Below are 23,325 nucleotides of genomic sequence, written 5' to 3'. Positions count from 1 at the left end.
CTCCTTAAAATTAAGCGTTGATTGCGTTGATGACAACTTTTGTATATGGTTGACGGTGACCTTGTTTGCGGTGGCTACCTTTTTTAGGTTTGTACTTGTAAGTAACAACTTTCTTTTGTTTTCCTTGTTTTTCAACAGTTCCAACTACAGTAGCTCCAGCAACAAGTGGAGTTCCGACAACAGTGTTTTCACCACCAACAAGAACAACTTCGTTAAAAGTAACTTCTTGACCAGCTTCAACGTTCAATTTTTCAACGTAAACTGCTTGACCAACTTCAACTTTAACTTGTTTTCCGCCAGTTTTGATAATTGCGTATGTGCTCATTATGCACCTCCTATGATTTTTTGGGTTTCCCCGTATTTTGTGAAGACTCGCCTAGCATCGTGGGACGAACCACTTAAAAGATGAGCTCTAAGTATAACAAAGTTTAAATTTTGTATACGATGAGCAACGATGTTCGTGCGGTTGCACAGGACTGTGCATAGTCAACTCTTCAAGTATAGCATATCTTCTTTTTTCTTACAAGTAAAATCAATCAAAACTCAACTTTTTTCTTGACCTTTTTTCCTCCAAAAAGCATACTGAGGTAAAATATGCTCATCATAAGAGGAACACCTAGAATCGTCTTCTCCTGATAGTAAATCGTCAAATAAGCTGAAAAAACAACTCCAAAGACAAAACTGCTAAGCAAGCTAACAAAAATCAAGCCCTCTCGTAGGAAGGGCGTATGCTTGGTCCGGAAGTAATCCCCAAAAGCTAACATGGTTCGTTTGATATTCCCCGTCATAAAAGCGTTATTATAGGCAATACCCGAAACTTCTCCAAAAGCAGTTGTTACCAGCCCCATACAGAAGGCCAAAGGTGGGACTAGATAGATATTATCAACCGTTTGCGGCACAAAGCCAATAATTAGGGACAGAACTGCAAGTGGTATCAAGGACAAAATCGGCTTTTTAACAATTCGTAGTTTTTCTTTATACAATGTCAGTAAAAAGACTCCCATCATAAAAGCTAGCAAGGTCATTACTTTGGTACTGGCATCAGAAACATTATGCTGAATGAGTCCTACAGAAAGAAAGACGACATTCCCAGTTTGTCCAGCTACAAGGGTATTCCCTCGCACGATAAAGGTATAGGCATCAACATATCCTGCACAAAAAGTCAAAAAAAGCGCTAGCCTCTTGGACTGACGTGATATTTTTCTTATAGGTAATAACCTCATTTTCTCTCCCATTTCATTTACTCATCTCATTATTGTACCACTTTCTTTGGAAAAGACCTAGTAGCTTATTTGAAAATTTTTACCATCTGTTGGATAGTCCTTCTTTTCTATGTTATAATGAAGGAAGGATTTAAAGTCGGAAAAGGAGTCTCTATGCTTAAATTAGGTGTTATCGGAACTAGTGCTATCAGTCATCACTTCATAGAAGCAGCCCATGCCAGTGGAGAATACCAGCTGGTCGCTGTCTACTCTAGAAAACTAGAAACAGCAGCAACCTTTGCTTCTCGCTATCAAGATATCCAGCTCTTTGAACAATTAGAGGACTTCTTAAAGAGCCCCTTTGATGTTGTTTATATCGCCAGTCCAAACTCCTTGCATTTTGTTCAAGCCAAGGCTGCCTTGTCTTTTGGTAAGCATGTCATTCTTGAAAAGCCAGCTGTCACTCAGCCACAAGAATGGCTGGATTTGAGACAGACAGCTGAGAAAAATCACTGTTTTATCTTTGAAGCGGCACGAAACTACCACGAGGAAGCTTTTACTACTATCAAAAACTTTTTAGCAGACAAGCAAGTGTTGGGAGCAGATTTCAACTATGCCAAGTATTCTTCCAAGATGCCTGACTTGTTGGCTGGGCATACGCCAAATGTCTTTTCAGACCGTTTTGCTGGCGGAGCTCTTATGGATTTGGGGATTTATCCTATCTACGCTGCTATTCGTCTCTTTGGAAAGGCTCAAGATGCGACCTATCAGGCTCAACAGCTTAACAATAGCATTGACCTAAATGGAGACGGTATCCTCTTCTACCCTGACTTTCAAGTTCATATCAAGGCTGGGAAAAACATCACTTCCAATCTTCCTTGCGAAATCTACACAGCAGATGGAACCTTGACCCTCAACACGATTGAACATGTTCGCTCGGCTATTTTTACCGACCACCAAGGAAATCAAATCCAGCTCCCTATCCAACAAGCTCCTCATACCATGACTGAGGAAGCCGCTACATTTGCACACATGATCCAGCAACCAGACCAGACACTTTACCAGAACTGGCTGGATGATGCAGGTTCTGTTCATGACTTATTATATATCATGCGCCAGTCTGCTGGCATTAGATTTGAGGCAGAAAAATGAAAACCAAACTACCAACTGAATGGCAAGAACTGAGTGACCAACTCGGTTTCCAAGAATTCACCCCCATTCAAACTCAACTATTTGAGCCTATTCTTGCAGGAGAAAATCTTCTTGGAGTGAGCCCAACAGGAACTGGTAAGACCCTAGCTTACCTCCTACCAAGTCTGCTCAGACTACAAAAGAAAAAAGCCCAGCAACTCTTGATTCTAGCACCAAATACAGAACTTGCTGGACAGATTTTTGATGTATGTAAAACGTGGGCAGAAGCCATCGGTTTGACTGCTCAGCTCTTCTTATCAGGTTCAAGTCAGAAACGCCAGATTGAACGCCTTAAAAAAGGACCAGAAATTCTGATTGGAACTCCCGGCCGTATCTTTGAGTTAATTAAATTGAAAAAAATCAAGATGATGAATGTAGAAACCATCATCCTGGATGAATTTGACCAATTGCTAGATGATTCTCAGATTCACTTTGTCGAGAAAATCACTCACTACGCACCTCGTGATCATCAACTCATCTACATGAGTGCGACGACCAAGTTTGACCAAGAAAAGATTGCTCCAAACACGCGCACCATTGATCTTTCTGACCAAACGTTAGATAACATCCAACACTTCTACATGCAGGTAGACCAACGTCTCCGAGTGGATATGCTACGAAAACTGGCTCATGTAGAGGATTTCCGTGGTCTGGTCTTCTTTAATAGCTTGTCAGACCTTGGAAGCGCAGAAGAAAAGCTACAGTATCGCGATGTCTTGGCCGTTTCCCTCGCTAGCGATGTCAATGTTAAATTTCGAAAAGTCATCTTAGAAAAGTTTAAAAATAAGCAACTAACCCTGCTCCTTGCAACTGACCTTTTGGCACGTGGGATCGATATCGATAGCCTCGAATGTGTCGTAAACTTTGATATTCCTAGAGACATCGAAACTTACACTCACCGCGCTGGCCGTACAGGTCGCATGGGCAAAGAGGGCTATGTTATCACTCTCGTCACCCATCCAGAAGAACTTAAAAAACTCAAGAAGTTTGTAAGTGTACGTGAAATTGTTCTAAAAAATCAAGAACTCTATATCAAATAAGGTTGGCTCTCGCCAACCTTTTTCTTATCCCCAAGTAATTTCTAATTGATAGCTAGCAAAGGGATGTCCCTCTTGGTTTTGTAGTTGATAGGCTAGCTCAATCTTTTGCCCATCCAGTTTGTAATGACTCGTTTGGATGATAAACTCCTGCATCCCCATTGGAGTAGGAATATAGGCCAAACTATCACTATCCTTTAGAAAACGCATGATGGTCTTTGGACTCGAGAAACGTGTCATCACCAGTTCCTTACCATGAAACTTGAGCACCACTTTTTCCTTTTCCTCGTTGTAAAAAAGCAAGTAAGTATAATCTCCTTTTTCACGCACTTCCACGTCATAGAGTTGGTCAATGACTTCCAACTGTTCATCAAACTGAATCGTATTTCGCATCCGAATCTTCACATCATGTCCTCTTTCTTGTCTCTTGTCCTACTATTTTACCAAAAAGAGCAGGATTTTGCTATAATGGTCATATGAACGAAAAAGTATTCCGTGACCCAGTTCACAACTATATCCACGTAAACAATCAGGTCATTTATGACTTGATCAATACAAAAGAATTTCAACGTCTGCGCCGTATCAAACAACTAGGGACTTCCAGCTATACCTTCCATGGTGGCGAGCACAGTCGCTTCTCCCACTGTCTGGGGGTCTATGAGATTGCTCGTCGTATCACAGAGATTTTTGAAGAAAAATATCCTGAAGAATGGGATCCTGCTGAGTCTCTCTTGACCATGACTGCTGCACTCCTTCATGACCTCGGGCATGGTGCCTACTCCCATACTTTTGAAAATCTCTTTGATACAGATCATGAGGCCATTACTCAGGAAATCATCCAAAGTCCTGAGACAGAGATTCACCAAGTCCTGCTACAAGTGGCACCAGACTTTCCAAAAAAGGTTGCCAGCGTCATCGACCATACCTACCCTAACAAGCAGGTCGTGCAACTCATTTCCAGTCAGATTGATGCGGATCGTATGGACTATCTCTTGCGCGACTCCTATTTTACAGGAGCATCTTATGGGGAATTTGACCTGACTCGCATCCTTCGAGTGATTCGTCCTGTCGAAAATGGGATCGCCTTTCAACACAATGGCATGCATGCCATCGAAGATTACGTCCTCAGTCGCTACCAGATGTATATGCAGGTCTATTTCCACCCAGCAACACGCGCCATGGAAGTTCTCCTGCAGAATCTTCTCAAGCGCGCTAAGGAACTCTACCCTGAGGACAAGGAATTCTTTGCACGAACTTCTCCACATCTCCTAGCTTTCTTTGAAAAAAATGTGACCTTGTCTGACTATCTGGCTCTTGATGATGGCGTGATGAATACCTACTTCCAACTTTGGATGACCAGTCCTGACAAGATTCTCGCAGACTTATCGCAACGGTTTATCAACCGTAAGGTCTTTAAATCCATCACCTTTTCACAAGAAGACCAAGACCAACTCGCCAGCATGAGAAAATTGGTTGAGGACATCGGCTTTGATCCAGACTACTACACTGCCATTCATAAGAATTTCGACCTCCCTTATGATATCTATCGTCCCGAATCTGAAAATCCACGGACACAGATTGAGATTTTACAAAAAAATAGAGAACTGGCGGAACTCTCTAGCCTGTCTCCTATCGTCCAATCCCTTGCTGGCAGCCGCCATGGAGACAATCGTTTCTATTTCCCAAAAGAAATGTTAGATCAAAATAGCATCTTCGCAAGTATCACCCAGCAATTTTTACACTTGATTGAGAACGATCATTTTACCCCGAATAAGAACGAATAGAGGAACTATATGAGTATTAAACTAATTGCCGTCGATATCGATGGTACCCTAGTCAACAGTAAAAAGGAGATCACTCCTGAAGTCTTTTCTGCCATCCAAGACGCCAAACAAGCTGGTGTCAAAGTTGTAATTGCAACGGGCCGTCCTATCGCAGGTGTTGCCAAACTTCTGGACGACTTGCAGTTGAGAGACGAGGGTGACTATGTTGTAACCTTCAACGGTGCCCTTGTCCAAGAAACTGCTACTGGCCATGAGATTATCAGCGAATCCCTGACCTATGAGGATTATCTGGATATGGAATTCCTCAGTCGCAAGCTCGGTGTCCACATGCACGCTATTACTAAGGACGGTATCTATACCGCCAATCGCAATATCGGAAAATACACGGTGCACGAATCAACCCTCGTCAGCATGCCCATCTTCTACCGTACTCCAGAAGAAATGGCTGACAAGGAAATCGTCAAGTGTATGTTTATTGATGAACCAGAAATCCTCGATGCTGCGATTGAAAAAATCCCAGCAGAATTTTACGAACGCTACTCTATCAACAAATCTGCTCCTTTCTACCTAGAGCTCCTTAAAAAGAATGTAGACAAGGGTTCAGCCATCACTCACTTAGCTGAAAAACTCGGATTGACCAAAGATGAAACCATGGCGATCGGGGACGAAGAAAACGACCGTGCCATGCTGGAAGTCGTTGGAAACCCCGTTGTTATGGAAAATGGAAATCCAGAACTCAAAAAAATCGCCAAATACATCACCAAAACAAATGACGAATCTGGCGTTGCCCATGCTATTCGAACATGGGTACTGTAAAAAGGTAAGCATAGACGAAAACCGCTCAGCTGAGCGGTTTTTGATGTCTAATTACTGCCCCCTGCTGACTTGTTTCAATAGCATCTCACACGCTATCTTTGCTTCTCTGTACGTTTTAGATTCGCTGATGAAGTAATCAGCAAGTTCAATGATTTTATCTTCCATTCAACCTCCTATATCAGTCTCAAGACTGATGAAACTTTCTCCTCGATTGCTATAATAAATTTGACTAGGACCTCTCACCGTTTTAGTCAAAATTTCAACAGAAAGGAGGAAAAGAAAATGAATCTAAATCAAATCCGTATTTTAGAAGCTTGTCATAAATTTTTAATTGGTCTTACGGAATTTAAGGATGAATTAAAAAACGATTCCCTTGTCTACCGATTCCAAGATAAAAATATTACGTTTGTAACCTATCAAGAGTACAGGAATTTATCATTTATCGATTTCAATTTTAAATATGATTATCTAGATGATTCTATAACCTATTTAGATGATCGAGTAGATTTGATAAGTGCATTCCCGAATGAACACGAACTAAGAGCGTTGAACAGAATGTCTGATCTGGAACAAGCTCGTATTCAAATTTTTAAGTTGCTATCACAAGCTAATCTTGAAGCACTCACTGAAAAAAATTCAAATGCCAAAAAAGATTATTTTGGTTACCAGTTCCGTAATCTCGAAACAAAGGAATCATATCCAATTTATCTGTTCCCAGGAAATGCTAATTTTGAACTAATTGCTGCCATTTGGTAAAATATCTGCTTCGAAACGAAACTTATTCAGCTCATGAGCTTTTTTATTGAACTCTTTGACAAGGTTATTAAATTGATCCATATTCGTAACATTTACTTTAACTTCAACGGTCATTGAACTAATACTCATACTTATCTCCTTTATCTATAATTATCAATACAAATGATATTCCCAACACTAATGTCTTTGGCTCGTAATCTTGTTGTCAGACTTTCAGAATCAATAGAAAAACTATGTGGTCTTAAAAGTTTTTCAACTAACTCAGGATCTGCCTTTACAAAGATGGACTTTCTTTTCCCGCTATACGGATAACGTTTTGGTCTCATTGTTTTTTCCTTTCTAAATTTGGTATAATAAAATAAAAATGATTGGAGAATTTCTTATGAAACTTGATGTATATATTGAATTTAGAGATGCTCGAAAAACCATTACAATTGATACTCCTTTGAAATGTCCTCACTGTGGTAGAACCATGTCCCCTCAACATGTTGGACAAAGTACAAGTTCTGAAAGCACAAGCGTTTCAGAAGAAGGAAGATTTTCTGTTGTTTTTCGATGTTCTTTTGAAGACTGCTTGAAATATTTTGTAATAGAATACATCCACGATAGTTACGCACATGCATCAATGGTAGAATATACATACCGCCCTCCAATCAAGGTTAAACTCCCTGAAAATATAGAGAAGGTTTCTCCCGTTTTTGTTGAAATCTATTCTCAAGCAACAATTGCAGAAAGCGAGGTATTAGATCAAATAGCAGGTGTTGGCTATCGGAAAGCAGCTGAATTCCTCATAAAGGACTACGCAATTTCCAAAAATACATCTGACGAAGAACACATCAAATCAATCATGCTTGGGAAAGTAATCGCTGACTACTTAAATGATTTTCCAAAAATTCAAGCTTTAGCAAAATCCGTCGCTTGGATTGGAAATGATGAAACTCATTATGTTCGTAGACATGATGGTAAAGACATCCAAGATTTAAAGAAGTTTATTCTTTCAGCAGCTCAATTTATCGCAGCTGATTATGATGCGGACGAAGCCTTGGCTTTCACTTCTTCTGATTGAGAAAACCTAGCATCCAACTCATCCAACTTCTCAGCAATATATGTCACGGTCCTCAGTATTTCATTGAGGGCCGTTCTTTCTAATTCGTTCATTCTACTCCTCCTACTCCAGCACTTTACCACCAACAGATAAGCGTTTAACCACAACGTCAACTTCTTTAAACTCAGCATTTTCTGCACAATAGCGAACGCTTTCGCTGATGATGTGACAAATAGATACACCGTATTCGTTGGCTAACTCAGTAACGATATCCCACGCATCTTTATCAATTCTTGTTACTTTTTGAGCTGTATTATTCATTTCCTACTCTCCTAAATCAACCCAGCTTTCGTCAATGCCCAGGACATCGCACACTCAGTTTTTAATCTGTCGCTACCGTTACCATATTTCAGTAATTCTGAAATGGTAGGTTTCTTCACTCCACAAGCACGGGCAAGATGTGTTTGTATCATTACTTCTGAATTCAATTTGTCTTTGACAAGCTGAATCCATTTTTGATGTTGTTGGCTCATATATTTTCCTTTCTAAATTTGGTATAATGTAAATAAAACTCGGAGGTGTAACATGAAATTTGAACCAGAACTAGTAAGAGATATTTTGCTAGATATTGAAGAATTACATCAATATCCAGAACCGTTTGTTTTCTCTAGTAACTCGAAGTTTAAAAGAGCTAGCAAGTATGAGATAAATACTATTGTTTATCACTTTAAGTTACTATCAGAAGCTGATTTTATAAATTGGTCTCCGACCTTTGACGGTTCAAATTCTTTGTATATTGCCTTTGTTCATGGCATGACTTACCAAGGGCATCAGTTTCTTGATTCAGTGAGGAGTCCTAAAGTTTGGAGAGAAACCAAGAGTGTCGCTGAAAAAGTAGGTGTGTTTTCTCTAAACTTTCTATCCCAAACCGCCTCACAAATCATTACCAATCTTGTAACAAACCCAGAGCTATTTAAGTAAAGTATTTTTAAACGACTGTTTGACAGATACTATATGAGGCGCTTCACGGTTATTTATATAATCAACCTGAATAAGTGTCGCTGGCGCTTCATCTTTTTTTGTTTCCCAAATTATCTTGATACCTTGAAGACCAATATTTTCTGCTCGAAAATCAATCCCGTTCAAAATAACTCGTGGAATACTAGAGTCGCTATCTATCTTAATTTCTAAATTTTGAATTGGTAGTATTTTTTTTGATAGTTTACTCATCTTCCTTTCTCCTTTCTATTGTTCTCCCCCTTTTGCTATAATATAATAAGAAAGGAGGTGAGAATATGAAACAATTTATCAAAGATTGTTTTAATGAGAGTGATGAGAATGATTCAATCACAATAACTTTCTCAAATGGTGATAAAATTGACTTTTTCCAAGTATATGATGATTGCTCTAACACTGCGAATCATATAGTTCTTGTCGAAGTTGAAACAGATTTTCGACATCTAGTCAATCTTGATTATGTAGTGCACATTCGTTCAAATGTGTAATCTTTCAGCACCTAATTGTCATAATTAGGTGTTTTTTGTTGCATAGCACGTTTTCTGATAGCTTTCCTCAAACAATCAGCTAGGTGAATCATATCAGGAATATTGCATCCCTTGATGGAACTAATAGCCCCTAAAGCTTCAAAATAGGTTTCTGTATGTGCCAAAACATCGTCAACCATATTTTCAAAATGTTTCTCAATAATTTCTTTGATGAGGTTATTATCGTGTTTTACATTATCCATTTTCTAATCCTCAAATTTCTCCCATGACTCGTTGATTCGCAACTTCTTGTTAATGCGAAGTTTCAAGTCATCGCTCCCTTTTCCATCTTTCAGCAACTGTGTGATAGCTGATGGACTATGGCCAAGTCCGTCTGCGACCATCCACGTTTTTCAATTCGCTCTTTTACAAGCTCGATCCATTTGAGATGTTGTTGGCTCATGTGACCTCCTCCTTTTATTTTTAATAGAGTTAAAGAGTTAGTAAATTATTTTATAAAATACTTGACAACTTTTACACTAAGGTGTAAAATGAAGCCATAATTAAAAACCTTGATAAAACATTATATCTATCAATTTCCTTGCTCGCCAAAGCTATTTATTTTTAGATAAGTTTTAACTTCGTTTTTTACTAACTCATTGACTTACAAAAACTATTTTACGCTTTAGTATTATTTTTGTCGATAGAAAATAACACTTTTTTATAAAATATTTTTTGTCATGTCTTAGAAAAGGTGATATGACAATGTTTTCCACACTTGAAAAAATTAAGGAACTTGCTCTAAAACGAGGAATAAGCCTTCAAAAAGTTGCCGAAGATTTAGGCTATAGTATAAATTACCTCTATACTTTGAAAGAAAAAACTCCTAAATCAGACCGCCTGCAAGAAATCGCCGACTACTTCAACGTATCCACCGATTACTTACTCGGACGGACAGATAATCCTGCTATTGCAAAGGATGACAAGGCAAATGCATATCTTGGTCCAGCTGAGACTGAACTTGTCGCAGCGTTCAGAAATCAGACCCAGAACATGACCGAGGAAGAAAAGGTTCGTTTTAACAAGGCGATTGAAAGCTTGATGGTAACTGCTAAAACCCTGATGGACGATGACAGTAAGTGGAGGTAATTATGGCTAGAGAAATTATTTCACGTAGACAGTACATCCGACACTGGGATTACGCCGTCCCGGTGATCGAAGCAGTGTCTCGACAGAATAATATTGCACTTGAACAAGTTACTTTTCAGCACATCATCCGTCACTTTGAACAGACTTATAATCTTCATTTCATCTTCTTCGAAAAAGATCCGTTTCCTATGCTCCCCTCAGCCGGTCTACTTGGTTCTGAGTACATTAGATACCGAGAGCTTGTCAGTAATCCAGATGTTACCTACTTAGATGATATCATCTGTAAACACAATGACGGCTTTACCATTTACAGCAAGGAAGAAGAAAAGTACCTTGTCTATATCAATCAAACACATATCCAAAGACGGGTTATCTTTACCATTTTGCATGAATTAGCCCATATTGAAGCCCATTTTAGCACAGGTCGTTCTGATGAGGTCGCCCTCGCTTGCGCTAACAACTATCAGAGCAATCAGCTAGAGATAGAAGCTAACACCATGGCCTCTCTCTTTTACATCAATAATGAACGCATGGTCTGGCATCTCAAAAACAAGCACACGTACGAGCAAATTAAACAAGCAAATACAATCAGCGATAATGCCCTTTTCAATCGATTAGTTGATTTTGTTCATTATCGGATATTGAGCTATGATGAACATTTATTGGACGATCAACAGCAACGACGAGTAGCTATTGACCTCGTTACAAAATACAAACAAGGAAACGATATCTTACAACAATATTATGATATTGACGTGTAATGTTAAAAGAATAGAAAGGTTATAGGAATTTAATAATGAAAATTTGTTTAAGATGTCAGCATGAGAATGATGACCAAAATAATTACTGCATTAAATGCGGTGCACCACTTAGAAATATTTGTACTAATAGAAGATGCTCAAATTGGGAGCAAGATGTTCTTTTGCCCGATGAAGCTGCATTTTGTCCCCTCTGTGGTTCTGAAACCCTCTTCAAAACCTTCGGATTGGCATCTTCTTATCTGGATATTTCTGACGAGGACCTCCCATTCTAATGTATCTACTATATATTGACGAATCAGGTACCAAAGATTTGCACCGAGGAGAAAATAACAAAGAGGGAAACTCGGAATACTTTGTCATGGGAGCTGTTCTTATTAAGGCAGAAGATCTAAGTGATATTGAGGAAAAGATCCAAAATTTAAAATCAACCTATCTCAAAGATCCATATCTAGAATTAAAGTCAACAGCTAAATCAAAGACGCTAAAGAACAACAAAAATAAAGATGAATTTTTAGATAATATCCATCAAACAATTGCAGCATCGAATTGTTGTTGCTTCGGTGCGCAAGTACATAAACCTTCGTTACAGAAAAAAGGTGTTTTAGAAAATAGAGACCAAATTTACAAAATTTGCTTCTTGCATATCTTATCAGCTGTCAATAGTTACTTAAAACACGAGAAAATCAATGAATCTGTAACTGTTTTCATTGATCGAGTGGATGCAGTTAACAATAAGAAAGTCTATCTAGCATACAAAGAAGCACTCGAAAGCAAATCTATTGACTTTATAGGTTTTGATAAAAAACATTTTTCGCCATCAATAAACTTCGTGGACTCAGAATTTACCATCGGAGTACAAATCGCAGATGTTATAGCTGGTGCATTGTGGCGAGGTGTCGAAAAAAAGAAAAAAACATACTCTAAAATGTTGCTTCCACGATTTCCGAGGGATAACAATCAAGAGTATGTTGGTTATAGTTATCAACAATGCAAAGAATGGAAATAAAAAACGAACAGGGTAGCAGTAATTTCAACTGCAAGCTGACAAGGCATTTCACCCTTGCCACCCAGGCTATTCGGACCTAGACCACTGTTCTTCCGTTAAAATAATTATACATTATATAACTCTACTTTGTCAACAAAAAAATCCCCACACTCAAATTTTGGTCGAGGAGAGTGTGAGGATATCCATGTATAGTAAAAGGCATTAAAAAGCCCTTTTTACTATACCTATTTTATCAAAAAGTGAGGGTAAAATCAAACGGCATCATACAGAAAAAGAGAGAATGGTAAGTGGGAATATCGCATTTCTTATAAATCCCACGACAGAAAATACAAAAAGGCTGAGAAAGGTGGTTTCCCAACAAAAAAAGCTGCACAGATAGCTGCAGCTGAAAGAGAGAAAGAACTACTCCTTCCTCCCTATGTTTCGGACGACATTACTCTTTTCGAATACTTTAAACAGTGGGCTACCATTCATAAGAAACCTAATATTTCTCCCATAACTTGGCAAGTTTATCAAGTTACCAGTCGCAACATTGAAAAACTGTTTCCAGGAGCGAAACTTAAAAACATAACGAGTTCAATCTATCAACAAGCCCTAAATACATTTGCTGAAACACATTCTCAGGCGACAGTTGAAAAACTGAATATCCACATCAAACAATGCGTAGCTATGGCAGTTCACGAGAAAATCATTCAAAAGGATTTCACAACCTTTGCTAAAGCAGTATCTCAAAATAAAGGTATCAAAAAAGAAACAAAGTTTCTTGAAGTTGAAGAGTACAAGAAAGTTATAGCCGTTTCAAAGCGTAAAATGGACGTTCAATCTTATGCAGTGATCTATCTTATCGCAGTGACTGGGATGCGTTTTGCTGAATGTCTGGGACTTACCTAGGACAGTGTAGACTATGACAATAAGGTTCTCATAGTAGACAAGACCTGGAACTACAAGACCAATCTTGATTTTGCAAGTACAAAAACAAAAAGCAGTATCAGAAAGATACCACTTGATGACGAAACACTTAAATTGCTAAAAAGCTACCAGAAAGAACATTGGATCCATAACAAAGAAAATCGTATTTTCTCTAGGATATCGAACAATACAGTCAATAAGACATTAAGAAGAATTGTTGGTAGGAACGTCCATGCTCACTCGCTTAGACACACATAAGCTTCCTTCTTAATTCAAAACACGTTGAACTACTATCTATCTCTAAAATCCTTGGCCATGAGAATATGAACATTACTATTGAGGTTTATGCTCACCAATTGAAAGAATTAGAGGACGAAAGCAATTCAGAAATTCGTGGCATTTTCTCGGAATTAGGGGCGAATTTGGGGCGGAACACCTCAAACCCCCAGTAAAATCAATAGTTTAAATGCCCCCTGCAGGAATCGAACCTGCAACTACTCCTTAGGAGGGAGTTGTTATATCCATTGAACTAAGGGAGCTAGAGAAAAACCCTGCTGAATGAGCAGAGTTTTTTAGTCGAATTAACGACGGATTTCTTTGATACGAGCTGCTTTACCTTGAAGAGCACGCAAGTAGTACAATTTCGCACGACGTACTTTACCGTAACGAACAACTTCGATCTTTTCAACACGTGGAGTGTGGATTGGGAAGATACGCTCAACACCTACACCGTTAGAGATTTTACGAACTGTGTAGTTTTCTGAGATACCAGCACCTTTACGTGCGATAACAACACCTTCAAAGATCTGGATACGTTCACGGTTACCTTCGACAACTTTCGCGTGTACACGAACAGTGTCACCAGGACGGAATGATGGGATATCTGTACGAAGTTGACCTTCAGTCAAGCTTTGGATTAATGGATTCATTTTATTCTCCTATCTTTGTCAATCTTGAGGAACCTTCCTCAGCGGATAAACTGTATTTTCGTGCGTCCATTACACACAAGATACAGTTTACCAAATTTCCACCTAAAAGTAAAGAAATTTATAGCAGAATTCCTAAAAAAATCGCTAGAAAACCACCTATGTAGGTTAAGACTAAATAGCTATAAAATACCTTCTTGTCACTAAGTAGTCTTTGCAGCTCATCATTCAAGGTTGAAAAGGTTGTCAACCCGCCACAGAAACCTGTCGCTAGGATAGCATAGACTTCCTTGGACTCCACATGGTTGTAGAGCAAGCCAATCAAAAAACAACCGAAAAGATTGGCTATGAGAGTTCCTAGGGGCAATTTTGAGGATTGATTATATCGGGAAAAGAAATACCGCACTAGGGCTCCAAGCCCACAAGCGATTGCAAGATAGATGATTACCATTTCTTCCTCCCTAGATAATAAGCCAAGAGCAGGCCTCCACCAATACTAAAAATCAAATACAGGACTAAACTAAGATAACACCCGGTATCAAGCAATTTCACAGCATCCAAGAGCAGGCTAGAGAAGGTTGTCAAACCGCCACAAAAACCTGTACCCAGCGCCAAAACCAAGCCCTTACTGCTTCCCTTATAGAGCAGATAGCCTTTTACCAGATAGACCAAGCAGAAAATTCCCAGATAGTTGACAAGGAGGGTTCCCCAAGGAAATTCAGGACTGGCTGGCAACTGACTAGATACAAAATAGCGGACAAGGCCACCCAACATAGCAGCTAAAAAAATCCCTAGCGGATAGAATTGTTCTTTTTTCATTTGATGTTTTGATCCTGATAATCACGCGAACGTTTGAGTATGTCAGAAAAAGTCGCAACAATAGTCTCCTGATAACGCTTATCCTCTACACGATTTTTGACCTTTTCAAAAATGACTTCTTCTCGCTTACTATCTAAAATAGGTTTTCCTGAGGCTTTCTTATAGGCAACTACTCCCTCAACCAAATGCATTCGTTCTTCTAGGAGCTTGACGATTTGGTCGTCAATTTGATCAATTTCTTGGCGAATAATATCTAAATTCATACAGTCTCCTCCTTTATTTGAATTATTGTATCAAAAAGCCTCTAAATAGGCTAGTAAAATCCAAAAAAACTAATAAAAAACTGCACCGACTCCTTCCAGTCAGCGCAGTTTGATTCTTATCCTACTTTTGCAGCTAATTCTTCAGCAAATTGTTCCAAACGTTCGATGTCCTCATCTTCGGCAGACAGATCCACTTTAACACATTCTGAACCTTTTTCTGCTCCTGTCGCTACAAAAACGCGATCAAAGTCATCAACAGCCTTACAGAATTCGTCGTAGAAGGTATCTCCTGAACCGACCACTCCGTAGATTTTGCCATTCAAGTTGAGATCTGCTAGGTCTTCGTAGAAGTCCATCATCTCATCTGGCAACTCTCCATCTCCGTAGGTATAGGTCGCAACGATTGCGATATCCGCCTCCAAGAAGTCTGAAGCGTCAACAGTTGTACATTCATCCACATCGACATCCAAGCCCAAGTCACGTAATTTGTCTGCTACAATATCTGCAATTTCTTCGGTATTACCGGTCATACTGGCAAATACAATTTTTGCTAATGCCATATCGTCCTCCTCAATTTATCTTTCTCCATTATATCACATCTTTTTCATTTTAAAAATAAAATTTCTTGTGCTACAATGAAATGAGAAAGAATTGAGGTTATTTATGGAAATTTACCAGCAAATATTAGAGAAAATCAAAGAATACGATACCATTATCATTCATCGTCATATGAAACCAGATCCTGATGCCATAGGGAGTCAAGTGGGCTTGAAAGCTCTTCTCACACACCATTTTCCAGAAAAGACTATCAAAGCAGTCGGTTTTAACGAACCAACTCTAACTTGGATGGCGGAAATGGATACTGTCCAAGATAGTGACTACCAAGGAGCCCTTGCTATTATTTGTGATACAGCGAATCGTCCTCGTATCGATGATAAACGCTACGAACAAGCTGCTTTCACCCTCAAAATCGATCACCATCCAAATGATGATATCTATGGTGACCTATCTTGGGTGGATACAAGTTCAAGCAGTGCCAGTGAGATGATTGCTCTATTTGCTCAAGAAAACCAACTAACTTTGTCTAGCGAAGCGGCACGACTTCTCTATGCAGGAATTGTCGGGGACACTGGGCGTTTTCTCTACCCTTCAACTAGTGCCCGTACCTTTAGAATAGCTGGCCAGCTCCGAGAAGTTGATTTTGACTTTGCTGGATTGTCTCGTCAAATGGATACCATGAGCTTCAAGATTGCAAAATTGCAAGGGTATGTTTATGATCACTTAGAAGTTGATGATAATGGGGCTGCACGCGTTCTGCTTACTCAAGACATCTTGGAAAAATATAAGGTTACGGATGCTGAAACGGCTGCGATTGTCGGAGCACCTGGTCGAATTGATACCGTTAAGGCTTGGGCCATTTTTGTTGAGCAAGTTGACGGTCACTTCCGTGTGCGTATGCGCAGTAAAATCACCCCTATCAATGAAATTGCCAAAGAACACGACGGAGGAGGACATCCATTAGCTAGTGGCGCCAATTCCTATAGTCTAGAAGAAAACGAAATCATCTATCAAAAGTTAAAAAACTTGCTTAAAAACTGATAAAATACTTGCCAAACTTTTCAGAATCTGATAGACTAGTATGGTAACAATCTATGGCTCGCAAAGAGACCATGGCAGAAAGGAAATATTGCAAAATGAAAAAAGATATCCATCCAGAATATCGCCCAGTTGTCTTCATGGACACAACTACTGGTTACAAATTCCTTAGCGGTTCAACAAAACGCTCTAACGAAACTGTTGAGTTCGAAGGCGAAACTTACCCATTGATCCGTGTGGAAATTTCATCAGACTCACACCCATTCTACACTGGACGTCAAAAGTTCACTCAAGCAGATGGACGCGTGGATCGTTTCAACAAAAAATACGGTCTCAAATAATGATAAAAAAGAACAGTTTCAACTGTTCTTTTTTTTTTACTTCTTTTTATGAATCAACTACGACTACTTCCTCTTTACCAATCTTCCCGATGCCGAGACTTGACTTCAAAACCACTCTTAAAAAATATCAAAAAGGAGCTTGATGTTAAGAATGGTTAAGATGATTGAAACTGCGTAACCTAGGATTGTGTTCCACTTGGCATTGGTAAATTCTCCCATCAGTGACTTCTTAGAGGTCAGATAAATCAAGGGGAAGATTGAAAACGGAAGAGCGATCGAAAGAAAGACCTGTGAATAGACCAATAACTGATCCAAGGTTTTTTCTTGATGCCCAAACAAAACGGCGACAATAATCACAGGTAGCAAGGCAAAAATACGTGTACCGATACGGATAATCCACTGAGGCAATTTCAGATGCAAGAAACCTTCCATAACGATCTGTCCAGTTAAGGTACCTGTAATAGTAGAATTTTGACCACTTGCTAAGAGAGCCAGAGCAAATAAAGTTGACAGAGTTGAGCTGGCTATTGCTCCTGCTATTTTCGAATCCTGTAAAGCATTGTACATTTGGGAGAAAGCTGAAATTTCGGACGCATGACCAAAAAAGAGGGAGGCCCCTAAAATAAGAAGTAAGGAATTGACAATAAAAGCTAGGGACAACTGAAGATTTGAATCCCAGGTCATAAAACGAACAGCTTTTCGAACGTCCTTCTTATCTTTGTGGTTGATTTTCCTTGTTTGGGATAGAGAAGAATGGAGATAGAGATTATGAGGCATGACTGTCGCTCCTACAATCCCTAGAGCCAAGGTCAATTGACTTTCATGACCTGGCAATGGTGTTTCAAATAATGTTGAAGTCGGTAAATAACCACCAAAAATACCCTGAATATTTGGATTGGATAAAGCCACAAGATAAGTAAAGATACCTAATATGGTTAAGATAAGAGTCGTAACAATAGTCTCAATTTTTTTGAAACCAAATTTCATCAATAAAAGTAACAAAAATACATCCAAAACGGTTAAAAGAATAGCAACCATAATCGGTATTTTAAATAAAAGATTTAAGGCAATCGCTGACCCTAGAACCTCAGCTAAGTCTGTCGCCATTAAAGCTAATTCTAAAATCACCCACAGACTATAGCGAAGCCACTTGGGAGCATGATGAGCTGTTGCCTGTGCTAGGTCCATCTTAGTTACGATACCGAGTTTTCCAGCCATTTGTTGTAACTGCATGGCGATGATGGATGAAATTAAAATAACAAATAAGAAACTATACTTGTAAGAAGCACCACCAACCACACTAGTAATCCAGTTTCCAGCATCCATATAACCAACTGCTACAAGAGCACCAGGTCCTAAAAATGCTTTTAGATTTTGCCAAAAATGGTTGTTATTTGGAGTTTCAATAGATTGATTGATCTCAGAAAGAGAGACTTTCTTGTAAGAAGACATCGGAATTTTACACTTTCTAATCTGTCTTTACCTATTTTCTTAATGGTGTTTTTGAAAATACAATGAAAATAATTTACTTATTTCCAATTCTTCCTTATTATATCACATTTTGGAATGATTCTTAAGGAAAGAATGATAGTTGAAATAAGCAAGATCTATATTGCAAAAAGCCAGCGTTTTCCTACGCTGGCTTTTTAACTGTGAAAATATTTTTTCAATTAGATTGCTTCTGTGACAAAACTACGGCTTTCTAGCACCTTGAGCATGGCATTAGCTGTATCTAGAGCTGTAAAGAGGGGCACACCGTGTTCAATAGCTGAACGGCGGATTTGCTCACCATCTTCGTCAGCAGTTCGTTTTGTTCCGACAGTATTGATGATTGCTTGGATTTTTCCTTTACGGACAAAGCTTGGAATATCCTTCTCATCATCACCGATCTTACCAACAGGTTGGGCATGTAGTCCATGACTGGCAAAGAAGGCTGCAGTTCCTTCTGTCGCAAGGATACCGTAACCGATATTTTGGAAACGTCGAGCCAAGTCCAAGGCTTCTTCTTTGGCATCATCTGCGATGGTAAAGACAACATTCCCAAAGGTTGGCAGGTGTAGGTAAGAAGCTTCAAAGGCTTTGTAGAGAGCTTTTTCGAGAGTCGTATCAGAACCCATAACTTCACCTGTTGACTTCATCTCAGGACCAAGCAAGCTATCTACCTTAGCTAACTTGGTGAAGGAGAAGACTGGAGCCTTGATATGAACGCGAGTACTTTCAGGGTAAAGTCCATCTTGATAACCAAGTTCTCCAAGGTTTTGACCAAGAATCAACTTAGTCGCTACCTGAGCCATAGGAATATTGGTCACCTTAGAAAGGAATGGAACCGTACGGCTGGCACGTGGATTGACCTCAATAACATAGACTTTTTCATCCTTGATGACAAACTGGATGTTCATCATACCAAGACAGTTAAGGCCGATTGCTAGGCGTTTGGTGTAATCTGCTATAGTTTCTTGCACCTTTTGCGACAAGGTTTGTGGTGGGTAAACGGCCATTGAGTCACCTGAGTGGACACCGGCACGTTCGATATGCTCCATGATACCAGGAATGAGGACATTTTCCCCGTCAGAGATGGCATCGACTTCACACTCTTGCCCAACGATGTAAGAGTCAACAAGAACTGGGTGGTCTGGACTAGCCTTAACAGCGGTACGCATGTAAGAGCGAAGGTCTTCCTCATTTTCCACGATTTCCATAGCGCGTCCACCCAAGACATAAGAAGGACGAACGAGAACTGGGAAGCCAATTTTGCGAGCAGCAAGCACTGCTTCTTCTTCATTAATTGCTGTTTGTCCTGGTGGCTGTGGAATATCCAAGTCTTTCAGAGCTTGCTCAAAGAGGTCACGGTCTTCGGCACGGTCTAGGTCAGCGACTTGAGTTCCAAGGATGGTCACACCTGCTTTTGCCAAAGGCTCTGCAAGGTTGATAGCTGTTTGACCACCAAACTGAACGATAACGCCTTTTGGTTGCTCCAAGTCGATAACATTCATGACATCTTCGAATGTCAATGGTTCAAAGTAGAGCTTGTCAGACACAGAGAAGTCTGTAGAAACGGTCTCTGGGTTCGAGTTCATGATGATGGCTTCATAACCAGCTGCCTGAATAGCCTTAACGGAGTGAACAGTTGCGTAGTCAAACTCAACTCCTTGCCCGATACGGATTGGACCAGAACCGAGAACTAGAACTGATTCCTTATCAGACTTGATAGACTCATTTTCCCAACCATAGGTTGAATAGAAATATGGTGTTTCAGAGTCAAACTCTGCCGCACAGGTATCGACCATCTTGTAGACAGGAACAATCTTGTTTTCCAAGCGAAGTTGGCGAACTTGGTCAGCTGTCGTTTCCCATAGTTCAGCAATCTTACGGTCTGAGAAACCATTAAGTTTAGCAGTTTTCAAGACTTCTAGATTTTGTGGATGGGCACCCAATTCTTGCTCAATTTCAAAGATGTGCAAGAGTTTATCAAGATAGAAGATATCAATCTTGGTCAATTCAGCAATTTCTTCTGGAGTATAGCCACGGCGAATGGCTTCTGACACATAGAAGAGACGGTCATCTTGAGCTTTGACAACTTTTTCAATCAAGGCATCATCTGAAACCGCTGCAAGTTCAGGCATTTCATTGTGGTGCACCCCAATTTCAAGGGAGCGACAGGCCTTAAGGAGAGATTCTTCGATGTTTCGACCGATAGCCATGACTTCTCCAGTGGCCTTCATCTGTGTCCCAAGACGGCGCTCACCCTTTTCAAACTTGTCAAATGGGAAACGAGGAATCTTGGCAACCACATAGTCAAGGGCTGGCTCAAACATGGCGTAAGTTGAACCCGTAACGGGGTTGATGGCCTCATCTAGGGTCAAACCGACTGCAATCTTAGCAGCCAACTTAGCAATTGGATAACCTGTCGCCTTAGAAGCAAGGGCAGAAGAACGTGATACACGGGGATTTACTTCGATAACATAGTACTTGAAGCTGTGGGGATCAAGAGCCAGCTGAACGTTACATCCGCCTTCAATCTTAAGGGCACGAATGATGCTCAAGCTGGCGTCACGAAGCATTTGGTTTTCATAGTCTGACATGGTTTGCGCAGGGGCAAATACAATGGAATCCCCTGTGTGAATCCCAACTGGGTCAAAGTTTTCCATGTTACATACAACGAGGGCATTGTCAGCTGAGTCACGCATGACTTCGTATTCGATTTCCTTGAAACCAGCAATAGAACGCTCAATCAAACATTGGGTAACAGGTGACAACTTCAACCCATTTTCAGCGATTTCACGCAATTCTTCCTCATTAGCACACATACCACCACCAGTACCACCTAGGGTAAAGGCTGGACGAACGATAACTGGGTAACCGATTGACGCAGCAAAGGCTACCGCTTCTTCAACTGTGTTGACAATTTCAGATTCTGGAATTGGTTGGTTCAGCTCTTCCAACAATTGTTTAAAGAGGTCACGGTCCTCCGCTTGGTCAATAGCAGATAGTTTAGTACCGAGAAGCTCGACACCAAGCTCATCTAAGATACCATTTTTTGACAATTCCATGGCCATATTAAGCCCTGTTTGACCACCGAGTGTTGGTAGCAAGGCATCTGGACGTTCCTTACGAAGAATACGAGTCACAAACTCAAGTGTAATCGGTTCGATGTAAACCTTGTCAGCAATCTCCTTGTCCGTCATGATGGTTGCAGGATTTGAGTTAACCAAGATAACCTCATAACCTTCCTCTTTCAAAGACAAGCAAGCCTGGGTCCCAGCATAGTCAAACTCAGCAGCCTGACCAATAATAATCGGACCAGAACCAATCACCATAATTTTTTGAATATCAGTACGTTTAGGCATAGTTTATGATACAAAGCCCGTCAAGAACAAAGTGAAAATAGGAAACTCGGTGCAGACGCCTTCAGCGTCAAAACGATGTTTATCTTTTTCACACAGTTCTTAGGGCGTGTTCACTTCCGCGAACATTGTACCTTCTCCTTTCTATTCGTCGCCTCACAGGGCGACATTAAATAAATTCTCCGACGATTTTTCAATAATAAATCGAGTGTAAAAAATTTCAGTATCTCTTTGCTCAACTAAAAGAAAGGAATTGCCTTTTTATTCGACAAACCTCTGACAGAGTTTCCTATATCAGCGATTAGCAGATTTAAACGACTCCATCATTTCGATAAATTCATCAAAGAGATAGCTTGCATCATGCGGTCCTGGAGCTGCATCTGGGTGAAATTGCACAGAGAAACCTGGTTGGTATCTGTGACGCACACCTTCAACCGACTTGTCATTGATTTCTTCGTGGGTAATGATCAAATGCTCCGGTAAATCCTCACGGCTGACCGCATAACCATGGTTCTGGCTAGTAAAATCTACGCGTCCCGTTGCAATTTCACGTACCGCGTGGTTAAATCCACGGTGACCAAACTTCATCTTATAAGTCTTAGCACCATTTGCCATAGCAAAAAGTTGGTGTCCCATACAGATACCAAAGATTGGAATTTTTCCTTGCACACCACGAATCATGTCGAGGGCCTGGGGAACATCTTCTGGGTTACCTGGACCGTTTGACAACATAACCCCGTCAGGATGGAGATGGAGAATTTCTTCTGCAGTGGTTGTGTATGGAACCACGGTCACGTTACAATTACGCTTAGAAAGTTCGCGTAAGATTGAGTGTTTAAGACCAAAGTCTACCAATACGACACTCAATCCAACTCCAGGAGCAGGATAAGCTGTCTTTGTAGAGACTTGCTTGATATTATCTGTCGGTAGAACTGTCGCTTGGAGCTGGTCTGTGATATGGTCCATGGTATCACCAACATGCGTAAGGGTGGCACGCATGGTACCATGTTTACGGATAATCTTTGTCAGTGCACGTGTATCAATTCCTGAGATACCTGGAATTTTCTTAGTTTTCAAAAATTCATCCAAGGTCATTTGGTTGCGCCAGTTGCTGGCTCTACGCGCTTCTTCAAAAACTACTACCCCCTTACAGGTAGGATTGATGGACTCGTAGTCGTCACGGTTAATTCCATAATTTCCCACCAAAGGGTAGGTAAAGGTTAAGATTTGTCCATTGTAAGACTGGTCTGTTATGGATTCTTGGTAACCAGTCATCCCTGTGTTAAAGACGATTTCCCCTGTTACATCAATATCTGCTCCGAAGGCCTGGCCTTCAAATACTGTCCCATCTTCTAATACTAGAAGTCGTTTTTTCATCTACTCACCTCTCGTTGAT

32 protein-coding genes, 1 tRNA gene, 2 pseudogenes and 1 other annotated feature are annotated in these 23,325 nt (G+C 40.1%); of the genes and pseudogenes, 16 read left to right on the top strand and 19 right to left on the bottom strand.

Features of this window, described 5'->3' with window-relative positions:
* Positions 1 to 10 precede the first annotated feature (10 nt).
* Both rplU and HMPREF9184_RS04940 read right to left on the bottom strand, forming a co-directional pair.
* Positions 11 to 325: a 50S ribosomal protein L21 gene (rplU, locus tag HMPREF9184_RS04945; RefSeq protein ID WP_000109141.1), complete on the bottom strand. Its 315-nt coding sequence runs from the start codon at positions 323 to 325 to the stop codon at positions 11 to 13.
* A gap of 33 nt (positions 326 to 358) precedes the next feature.
* Positions 359 to 478, bottom strand: a sequence feature (ribosomal protein L21 leader region).
* Positions 479 to 536: 58 nt separating this feature from the next.
* Entirely contained in the window at positions 537 to 1,223 is a 687-nt protein-coding gene (locus HMPREF9184_RS04940) for a YoaK family protein (RefSeq protein WP_033585954.1), read from the bottom strand.
* Positions 1,224 to 1,376: 153 nt separating this feature from the next.
* Here HMPREF9184_RS04940 and HMPREF9184_RS04935 point away from each other — a divergent pair, with 153 nt between their 5' ends.
* Together HMPREF9184_RS04935 and HMPREF9184_RS04930 are read left to right on the top strand one after the other, a co-directional pair.
* The gene (locus HMPREF9184_RS04935) at positions 1,377 to 2,354 is read left to right on the top strand and encodes a Gfo/Idh/MocA family protein (protein WP_000915916.1); all 978 of its coding nucleotides are present in this window, start codon (positions 1,377 to 1,379) and stop codon (positions 2,352 to 2,354) included.
* A complete protein-coding gene (locus HMPREF9184_RS04930) occupies positions 2,351 to 3,433 on the top strand; it encodes a DEAD/DEAH box helicase (protein WP_000850567.1) in 1,083 nt (360 codons plus the stop codon). Before HMPREF9184_RS04935 ends, HMPREF9184_RS04930 begins: the two co-directional genes overlap by 4 nt.
* 24 nt (positions 3,434 to 3,457) lie before the next feature.
* Here the strand turns inward: HMPREF9184_RS04930 and HMPREF9184_RS04925 are convergent, their stop codons facing one another.
* Positions 3,458 to 3,835 (bottom strand): DUF1934 domain-containing protein, encoded by a 378-nt coding sequence (locus tag HMPREF9184_RS04925; RefSeq protein WP_156790137.1) that lies wholly within the window; start codon positions 3,833 to 3,835, stop codon positions 3,458 to 3,460.
* 71 nt (positions 3,836 to 3,906) lie between these two features.
* Between HMPREF9184_RS04925 and HMPREF9184_RS04920 the strand changes: the two genes are divergently transcribed.
* The 3 genes from HMPREF9184_RS04920 (at position 3,907) to HMPREF9184_RS04910 (ending at position 6,786) form a co-directional block, all read left to right on the top strand.
* Positions 3,907 to 5,214 (top strand): HD domain-containing protein, encoded by a 1,308-nt coding sequence (locus tag HMPREF9184_RS04920; RefSeq protein ID WP_001003528.1) that lies wholly within the window; start codon positions 3,907 to 3,909, stop codon positions 5,212 to 5,214.
* Positions 5,215 to 5,223: 9 nt separating this feature from the next.
* The gene (gene yidA / locus HMPREF9184_RS04915; RefSeq protein WP_000023489.1) at positions 5,224 to 6,030 is read left to right on the top strand and encodes a sugar-phosphatase; all 807 of its coding nucleotides are present in this window, start codon (positions 5,224 to 5,226) and stop codon (positions 6,028 to 6,030) included.
* A 282-nt stretch (positions 6,031 to 6,312) separates the two neighbouring features.
* Positions 6,313 to 6,786, top strand: a complete 474-nt coding sequence (locus tag HMPREF9184_RS04910; protein ID WP_001052631.1) for a hypothetical protein — start codon at positions 6,313 to 6,315, stop codon at positions 6,784 to 6,786.
* Here the strand turns inward: HMPREF9184_RS04910 and HMPREF9184_RS09750 are convergent.
* Both HMPREF9184_RS09750 and HMPREF9184_RS04905 read right to left on the bottom strand, forming a co-directional pair.
* Positions 6,766 to 6,915 (bottom strand): hypothetical protein, encoded by a 150-nt coding sequence (locus tag HMPREF9184_RS09750; protein WP_000028391.1) that lies wholly within the window; start codon positions 6,913 to 6,915, stop codon positions 6,766 to 6,768. The genes HMPREF9184_RS04910 and HMPREF9184_RS09750 overlap by 21 nt on opposite strands.
* An 11-nt stretch (positions 6,916 to 6,926) precedes the next feature.
* Complete coding sequence (locus HMPREF9184_RS04905; protein ID WP_001247548.1) at positions 6,927 to 7,112, bottom strand: hypothetical protein; 186 nt, start codon at positions 7,110 to 7,112, stop codon at positions 6,927 to 6,929.
* A gap of 56 nt (positions 7,113 to 7,168) precedes the next feature.
* Between HMPREF9184_RS04905 and HMPREF9184_RS04900 the strand changes: the two genes are divergently transcribed.
* Entirely contained in the window at positions 7,169 to 7,852 is a 684-nt protein-coding gene (locus tag HMPREF9184_RS04900; protein WP_000762825.1) for a DUF4145 domain-containing protein, read from the top strand.
* Between the two features lie 102 nt (positions 7,853 to 7,954).
* Here the strand turns inward: HMPREF9184_RS04900 and HMPREF9184_RS04895 are convergent, their stop codons facing one another.
* Together HMPREF9184_RS04895 and HMPREF9184_RS04890 are read right to left on the bottom strand one after the other, a co-directional pair.
* Positions 7,955 to 8,152, bottom strand: coding sequence for a hypothetical protein (locus HMPREF9184_RS04895; RefSeq protein WP_001066214.1), 198 nt, complete (start codon positions 8,150 to 8,152; stop codon positions 7,955 to 7,957).
* Positions 8,153 to 8,163: 11 nt separating this feature from the next.
* A complete protein-coding gene (locus HMPREF9184_RS04890; protein WP_009444217.1) occupies positions 8,164 to 8,364 on the bottom strand; it encodes a hypothetical protein in 201 nt (66 codons plus the stop codon).
* Positions 8,365 to 8,416: 52 nt separating this feature from the next.
* Between HMPREF9184_RS04890 and HMPREF9184_RS04885 the strand changes: the two genes are divergently transcribed.
* Complete coding sequence (locus HMPREF9184_RS04885; RefSeq protein ID WP_000667402.1) at positions 8,417 to 8,812, top strand: DUF2513 domain-containing protein; 396 nt, start codon at positions 8,417 to 8,419, stop codon at positions 8,810 to 8,812.
* On the opposite strand, the gene HMPREF9184_RS04880 is transcribed toward HMPREF9184_RS04885, so the two are convergent.
* Positions 8,801 to 9,061: a hypothetical protein gene (locus HMPREF9184_RS04880; protein ID WP_000040993.1), complete on the bottom strand. Its 261-nt coding sequence runs from the start codon at positions 9,059 to 9,061 to the stop codon at positions 8,801 to 8,803. The genes HMPREF9184_RS04885 and HMPREF9184_RS04880 overlap by 12 nt on opposite strands.
* Before the next feature lie 65 nt (positions 9,062 to 9,126).
* On the opposite strand from HMPREF9184_RS04880, the gene HMPREF9184_RS04875 reads away from it, so the two are divergent.
* The gene (locus HMPREF9184_RS04875) at positions 9,127 to 9,336 is read left to right on the top strand and encodes a hypothetical protein (RefSeq protein WP_000808564.1); all 210 of its coding nucleotides are present in this window, start codon (positions 9,127 to 9,129) and stop codon (positions 9,334 to 9,336) included.
* An 11-nt stretch (positions 9,337 to 9,347) separates the two neighbouring features.
* Here HMPREF9184_RS04875 and HMPREF9184_RS04870 read toward each other — a convergent pair whose 3' ends face one another.
* Both HMPREF9184_RS04870 and HMPREF9184_RS04865 read right to left on the bottom strand, forming a co-directional pair.
* A complete protein-coding gene (locus tag HMPREF9184_RS04870) occupies positions 9,348 to 9,578 on the bottom strand; it encodes a hypothetical protein (RefSeq protein WP_000370950.1) in 231 nt (76 codons plus the stop codon).
* Positions 9,579 to 9,581: 3 nt separating this feature from the next.
* Positions 9,582 to 9,778, bottom strand: a pseudogene (locus tag HMPREF9184_RS04865) (transcriptional regulator).
* A 302-nt stretch (positions 9,779 to 10,080) separates the two neighbouring features.
* On the opposite strand from HMPREF9184_RS04865, the gene HMPREF9184_RS04860 reads away from it, so the two are divergent.
* From HMPREF9184_RS04860 to HMPREF9184_RS09920, 6 genes and pseudogenes are all read left to right on the top strand, one after another.
* The gene (locus HMPREF9184_RS04860; RefSeq protein ID WP_033585953.1) at positions 10,081 to 10,464 is read left to right on the top strand and encodes a helix-turn-helix domain-containing protein; all 384 of its coding nucleotides are present in this window, start codon (positions 10,081 to 10,083) and stop codon (positions 10,462 to 10,464) included.
* Positions 10,465 to 10,466: 2 nt separating this feature from the next.
* Positions 10,467 to 11,225, top strand: a complete 759-nt coding sequence (locus HMPREF9184_RS04855) for an ImmA/IrrE family metallo-endopeptidase (RefSeq protein ID WP_000090412.1) — start codon at positions 10,467 to 10,469, stop codon at positions 11,223 to 11,225.
* Positions 11,226 to 11,260: 35 nt separating this feature from the next.
* Positions 11,261 to 11,497 carry a zinc-ribbon domain-containing protein gene (locus HMPREF9184_RS10055; RefSeq protein WP_083822905.1) on the top strand — a complete coding sequence of 79 codons (237 nt, stop codon included), beginning with the start codon at positions 11,261 to 11,263 and terminating at the stop codon, positions 11,495 to 11,497.
* Positions 11,497 to 12,231 (top strand): DUF3800 domain-containing protein, encoded by a 735-nt coding sequence (locus HMPREF9184_RS04845; RefSeq protein WP_000281077.1) that lies wholly within the window; start codon positions 11,497 to 11,499, stop codon positions 12,229 to 12,231. Before HMPREF9184_RS10055 ends, HMPREF9184_RS04845 begins: the two co-directional genes overlap by 1 nt.
* A 300-nt stretch (positions 12,232 to 12,531) precedes the next feature.
* A pseudogene (locus tag HMPREF9184_RS09925) lies at positions 12,532 to 12,774 on the top strand (Arm DNA-binding domain-containing protein); the annotation flags it as partial.
* Between the two features lie 126 nt (positions 12,775 to 12,900).
* The gene (locus HMPREF9184_RS09920) at positions 12,901 to 13,122 is read left to right on the top strand and encodes a hypothetical protein (RefSeq protein ID WP_000268219.1); all 222 of its coding nucleotides are present in this window, start codon (positions 12,901 to 12,903) and stop codon (positions 13,120 to 13,122) included.
* A gap of 485 nt (positions 13,123 to 13,607) precedes the next feature.
* Here the strand turns inward: HMPREF9184_RS09920 and HMPREF9184_RS04835 are convergent.
* From HMPREF9184_RS04835 to HMPREF9184_RS04810, 6 genes are all read right to left on the bottom strand, one after another.
* Positions 13,608 to 13,679 (bottom strand) — tRNA-Arg (locus tag HMPREF9184_RS04835).
* Between the two features lie 42 nt (positions 13,680 to 13,721).
* The gene (gene rplS / locus HMPREF9184_RS04830; protein WP_001068669.1) at positions 13,722 to 14,069 is read right to left on the bottom strand and encodes a 50S ribosomal protein L19; all 348 of its coding nucleotides are present in this window, start codon (positions 14,067 to 14,069) and stop codon (positions 13,722 to 13,724) included.
* A 118-nt stretch (positions 14,070 to 14,187) separates the two neighbouring features.
* Complete coding sequence (gene crcB, locus HMPREF9184_RS04825) at positions 14,188 to 14,517, bottom strand: fluoride efflux transporter CrcB (RefSeq protein WP_000234809.1); 330 nt, start codon at positions 14,515 to 14,517, stop codon at positions 14,188 to 14,190.
* Positions 14,511 to 14,885 (bottom strand): fluoride efflux transporter CrcB, encoded by a 375-nt coding sequence (gene crcB, locus HMPREF9184_RS04820; protein WP_000712086.1) that lies wholly within the window; start codon positions 14,883 to 14,885, stop codon positions 14,511 to 14,513. The genes crcB (HMPREF9184_RS04825) and crcB (HMPREF9184_RS04820) overlap by 7 nt, the downstream gene beginning before the upstream one ends.
* On the bottom strand, positions 14,882 to 15,148 hold the full coding sequence (locus HMPREF9184_RS04815) for a chorismate mutase (protein WP_001046954.1): 267 nt from the start codon (positions 15,146 to 15,148) through the stop codon (positions 14,882 to 14,884). Before HMPREF9184_RS04815 ends, crcB (HMPREF9184_RS04820) begins: the two co-directional genes overlap by 4 nt.
* Positions 15,149 to 15,264: 116 nt before the next feature.
* Positions 15,265 to 15,708 (bottom strand): flavodoxin, encoded by a 444-nt coding sequence (locus HMPREF9184_RS04810; RefSeq protein WP_001162124.1) that lies wholly within the window; start codon positions 15,706 to 15,708, stop codon positions 15,265 to 15,267.
* Between the two features lie 103 nt (positions 15,709 to 15,811).
* Between HMPREF9184_RS04810 and HMPREF9184_RS04805 the strand changes: the two genes are divergently transcribed.
* Positions 15,812 to 16,747: a DHH family phosphoesterase gene (locus HMPREF9184_RS04805; protein ID WP_000409317.1), complete on the top strand. Its 936-nt coding sequence runs from the start codon at positions 15,812 to 15,814 to the stop codon at positions 16,745 to 16,747.
* A gap of 95 nt (positions 16,748 to 16,842) precedes the next feature.
* A complete protein-coding gene (locus HMPREF9184_RS04800) occupies positions 16,843 to 17,085 on the top strand; it encodes a type B 50S ribosomal protein L31 (RefSeq protein ID WP_000710762.1) in 243 nt (80 codons plus the stop codon).
* 117 nt (positions 17,086 to 17,202) lie between these two features.
* Here HMPREF9184_RS04800 and HMPREF9184_RS04795 read toward each other — a convergent pair whose 3' ends face one another.
* The 3 genes from HMPREF9184_RS04795 to HMPREF9184_RS04785 form a co-directional block, all read right to left on the bottom strand.
* Positions 17,203 to 18,537 carry an Nramp family divalent metal transporter gene (locus tag HMPREF9184_RS04795; protein ID WP_000100511.1) on the bottom strand — a complete coding sequence of 445 codons (1,335 nt, stop codon included), beginning with the start codon at positions 18,535 to 18,537 and terminating at the stop codon, positions 17,203 to 17,205.
* 218 nt (positions 18,538 to 18,755) lie between these two features.
* A complete protein-coding gene (gene carB, locus HMPREF9184_RS04790) occupies positions 18,756 to 21,932 on the bottom strand; it encodes a carbamoyl-phosphate synthase large subunit (protein WP_001126405.1) in 3,177 nt (1,058 codons plus the stop codon).
* 291 nt (positions 21,933 to 22,223) lie between these two features.
* Positions 22,224 to 23,306: a carbamoyl phosphate synthase small subunit gene (locus HMPREF9184_RS04785; protein WP_000746722.1), complete on the bottom strand. Its 1,083-nt coding sequence runs from the start codon at positions 23,304 to 23,306 to the stop codon at positions 22,224 to 22,226.
* Positions 23,307 to 23,325: the final 19 nt, after the last annotated feature.

It is taken from the genome of Streptococcus sp. oral taxon 058 str. F0407, from assembly GCF_000235485.1.
Classification (GTDB): domain Bacteria; phylum Bacillota; class Bacilli; order Lactobacillales; family Streptococcaceae; genus Streptococcus.
The sequence above is the reverse complement of the archived record's forward strand: the minus strand, read 5'-3'. Positions and strand labels throughout refer to the sequence as shown.

Coding starts and splice junctions, on each gene's coding strand:
- HMPREF9184_RS04800 (WP_000710762.1), top strand. CDS start 16,843: ATGAAAAAAGATATCCATCCAGAATATCGCCCAGTTGTCTTCATGGAC.
- yidA (WP_000023489.1), top strand. CDS start 5,224: ATGAGTATTAAACTAATTGCCGTCGATATCGATGGTACCCTAGTCAAC.
- rplU (WP_000109141.1), bottom strand. CDS start 325: ATGAGCACATACGCAATTATCAAAACTGGCGGAAAACAAGTTAAAGTT.
- HMPREF9184_RS10055 (WP_083822905.1), top strand. CDS start 11,261: ATGAAAATTTGTTTAAGATGTCAGCATGAGAATGATGACCAAAATAAT.
- HMPREF9184_RS04885 (WP_000667402.1), top strand. CDS start 8,417: ATGAAATTTGAACCAGAACTAGTAAGAGATATTTTGCTAGATATTGAA.
- HMPREF9184_RS04895 (WP_001066214.1), bottom strand. CDS start 8,152: ATGAATAATACAGCTCAAAAAGTAACAAGAATTGATAAAGATGCGTGG.
- crcB (WP_000712086.1), bottom strand. CDS start 14,885: ATGAAAAAAGAACAATTCTATCCGCTAGGGATTTTTTTAGCTGCTATG.
- HMPREF9184_RS09750 (WP_000028391.1), bottom strand. CDS start 6,915: ATGAGTATTAGTTCAATGACCGTTGAAGTTAAAGTAAATGTTACGAAT.
- HMPREF9184_RS04845 (WP_000281077.1), top strand. CDS start 11,497: ATGTATCTACTATATATTGACGAATCAGGTACCAAAGATTTGCACCGA.
- carB (WP_001126405.1), bottom strand. CDS start 21,932: ATGCCTAAACGTACTGATATTCAAAAAATTATGGTGATTGGTTCTGGT.
- HMPREF9184_RS04900 (WP_000762825.1), top strand. CDS start 7,169: ATGAAACTTGATGTATATATTGAATTTAGAGATGCTCGAAAAACCATT.
- HMPREF9184_RS04785 (WP_000746722.1), bottom strand. CDS start 23,306: ATGAAAAAACGACTTCTAGTATTAGAAGATGGGACAGTATTTGAAGGC.
- HMPREF9184_RS04940 (WP_033585954.1), bottom strand. CDS start 1,223: ATGAGGTTATTACCTATAAGAAAAATATCACGTCAGTCCAAGAGGCTA.
- rplS (WP_001068669.1), bottom strand. CDS start 14,069: ATGAATCCATTAATCCAAAGCTTGACTGAAGGTCAACTTCGTACAGAT.
- HMPREF9184_RS04920 (WP_001003528.1), top strand. CDS start 3,907: ATGAACGAAAAAGTATTCCGTGACCCAGTTCACAACTATATCCACGTA.
- HMPREF9184_RS04910 (WP_001052631.1), top strand. CDS start 6,313: ATGAATCTAAATCAAATCCGTATTTTAGAAGCTTGTCATAAATTTTTA.
- HMPREF9184_RS04805 (WP_000409317.1), top strand. CDS start 15,812: ATGGAAATTTACCAGCAAATATTAGAGAAAATCAAAGAATACGATACC.
- HMPREF9184_RS04855 (WP_000090412.1), top strand. CDS start 10,467: ATGGCTAGAGAAATTATTTCACGTAGACAGTACATCCGACACTGGGAT.
- HMPREF9184_RS04870 (WP_000370950.1), bottom strand. CDS start 9,578: ATGGATAATGTAAAACACGATAATAACCTCATCAAAGAAATTATTGAG.
- HMPREF9184_RS04880 (WP_000040993.1), bottom strand. CDS start 9,061: ATGAGTAAACTATCAAAAAAAATACTACCAATTCAAAATTTAGAAATT.
- HMPREF9184_RS04815 (WP_001046954.1), bottom strand. CDS start 15,148: ATGAATTTAGATATTATTCGCCAAGAAATTGATCAAATTGACGACCAA.
- HMPREF9184_RS09920 (WP_000268219.1), top strand. CDS start 12,901: ATGGCAGTTCACGAGAAAATCATTCAAAAGGATTTCACAACCTTTGCT.
- HMPREF9184_RS04810 (WP_001162124.1), bottom strand. CDS start 15,708: ATGGCATTAGCAAAAATTGTATTTGCCAGTATGACCGGTAATACCGAA.
- HMPREF9184_RS04860 (WP_033585953.1), top strand. CDS start 10,081: ATGTTTTCCACACTTGAAAAAATTAAGGAACTTGCTCTAAAACGAGGA.
- crcB (WP_000234809.1), bottom strand. CDS start 14,517: ATGGTAATCATCTATCTTGCAATCGCTTGTGGGCTTGGAGCCCTAGTG.
- HMPREF9184_RS04905 (WP_001247548.1), bottom strand. CDS start 7,112: ATGAGACCAAAACGTTATCCGTATAGCGGGAAAAGAAAGTCCATCTTT.
- HMPREF9184_RS04935 (WP_000915916.1), top strand. CDS start 1,377: ATGCTTAAATTAGGTGTTATCGGAACTAGTGCTATCAGTCATCACTTC.
- HMPREF9184_RS04930 (WP_000850567.1), top strand. CDS start 2,351: ATGAAAACCAAACTACCAACTGAATGGCAAGAACTGAGTGACCAACTC.
- HMPREF9184_RS04875 (WP_000808564.1), top strand. CDS start 9,127: ATGAAACAATTTATCAAAGATTGTTTTAATGAGAGTGATGAGAATGAT.
- HMPREF9184_RS04890 (WP_009444217.1), bottom strand. CDS start 8,364: ATGAGCCAACAACATCAAAAATGGATTCAGCTTGTCAAAGACAAATTG.
- HMPREF9184_RS04795 (WP_000100511.1), bottom strand. CDS start 18,537: ATGTCTTCTTACAAGAAAGTCTCTCTTTCTGAGATCAATCAATCTATT.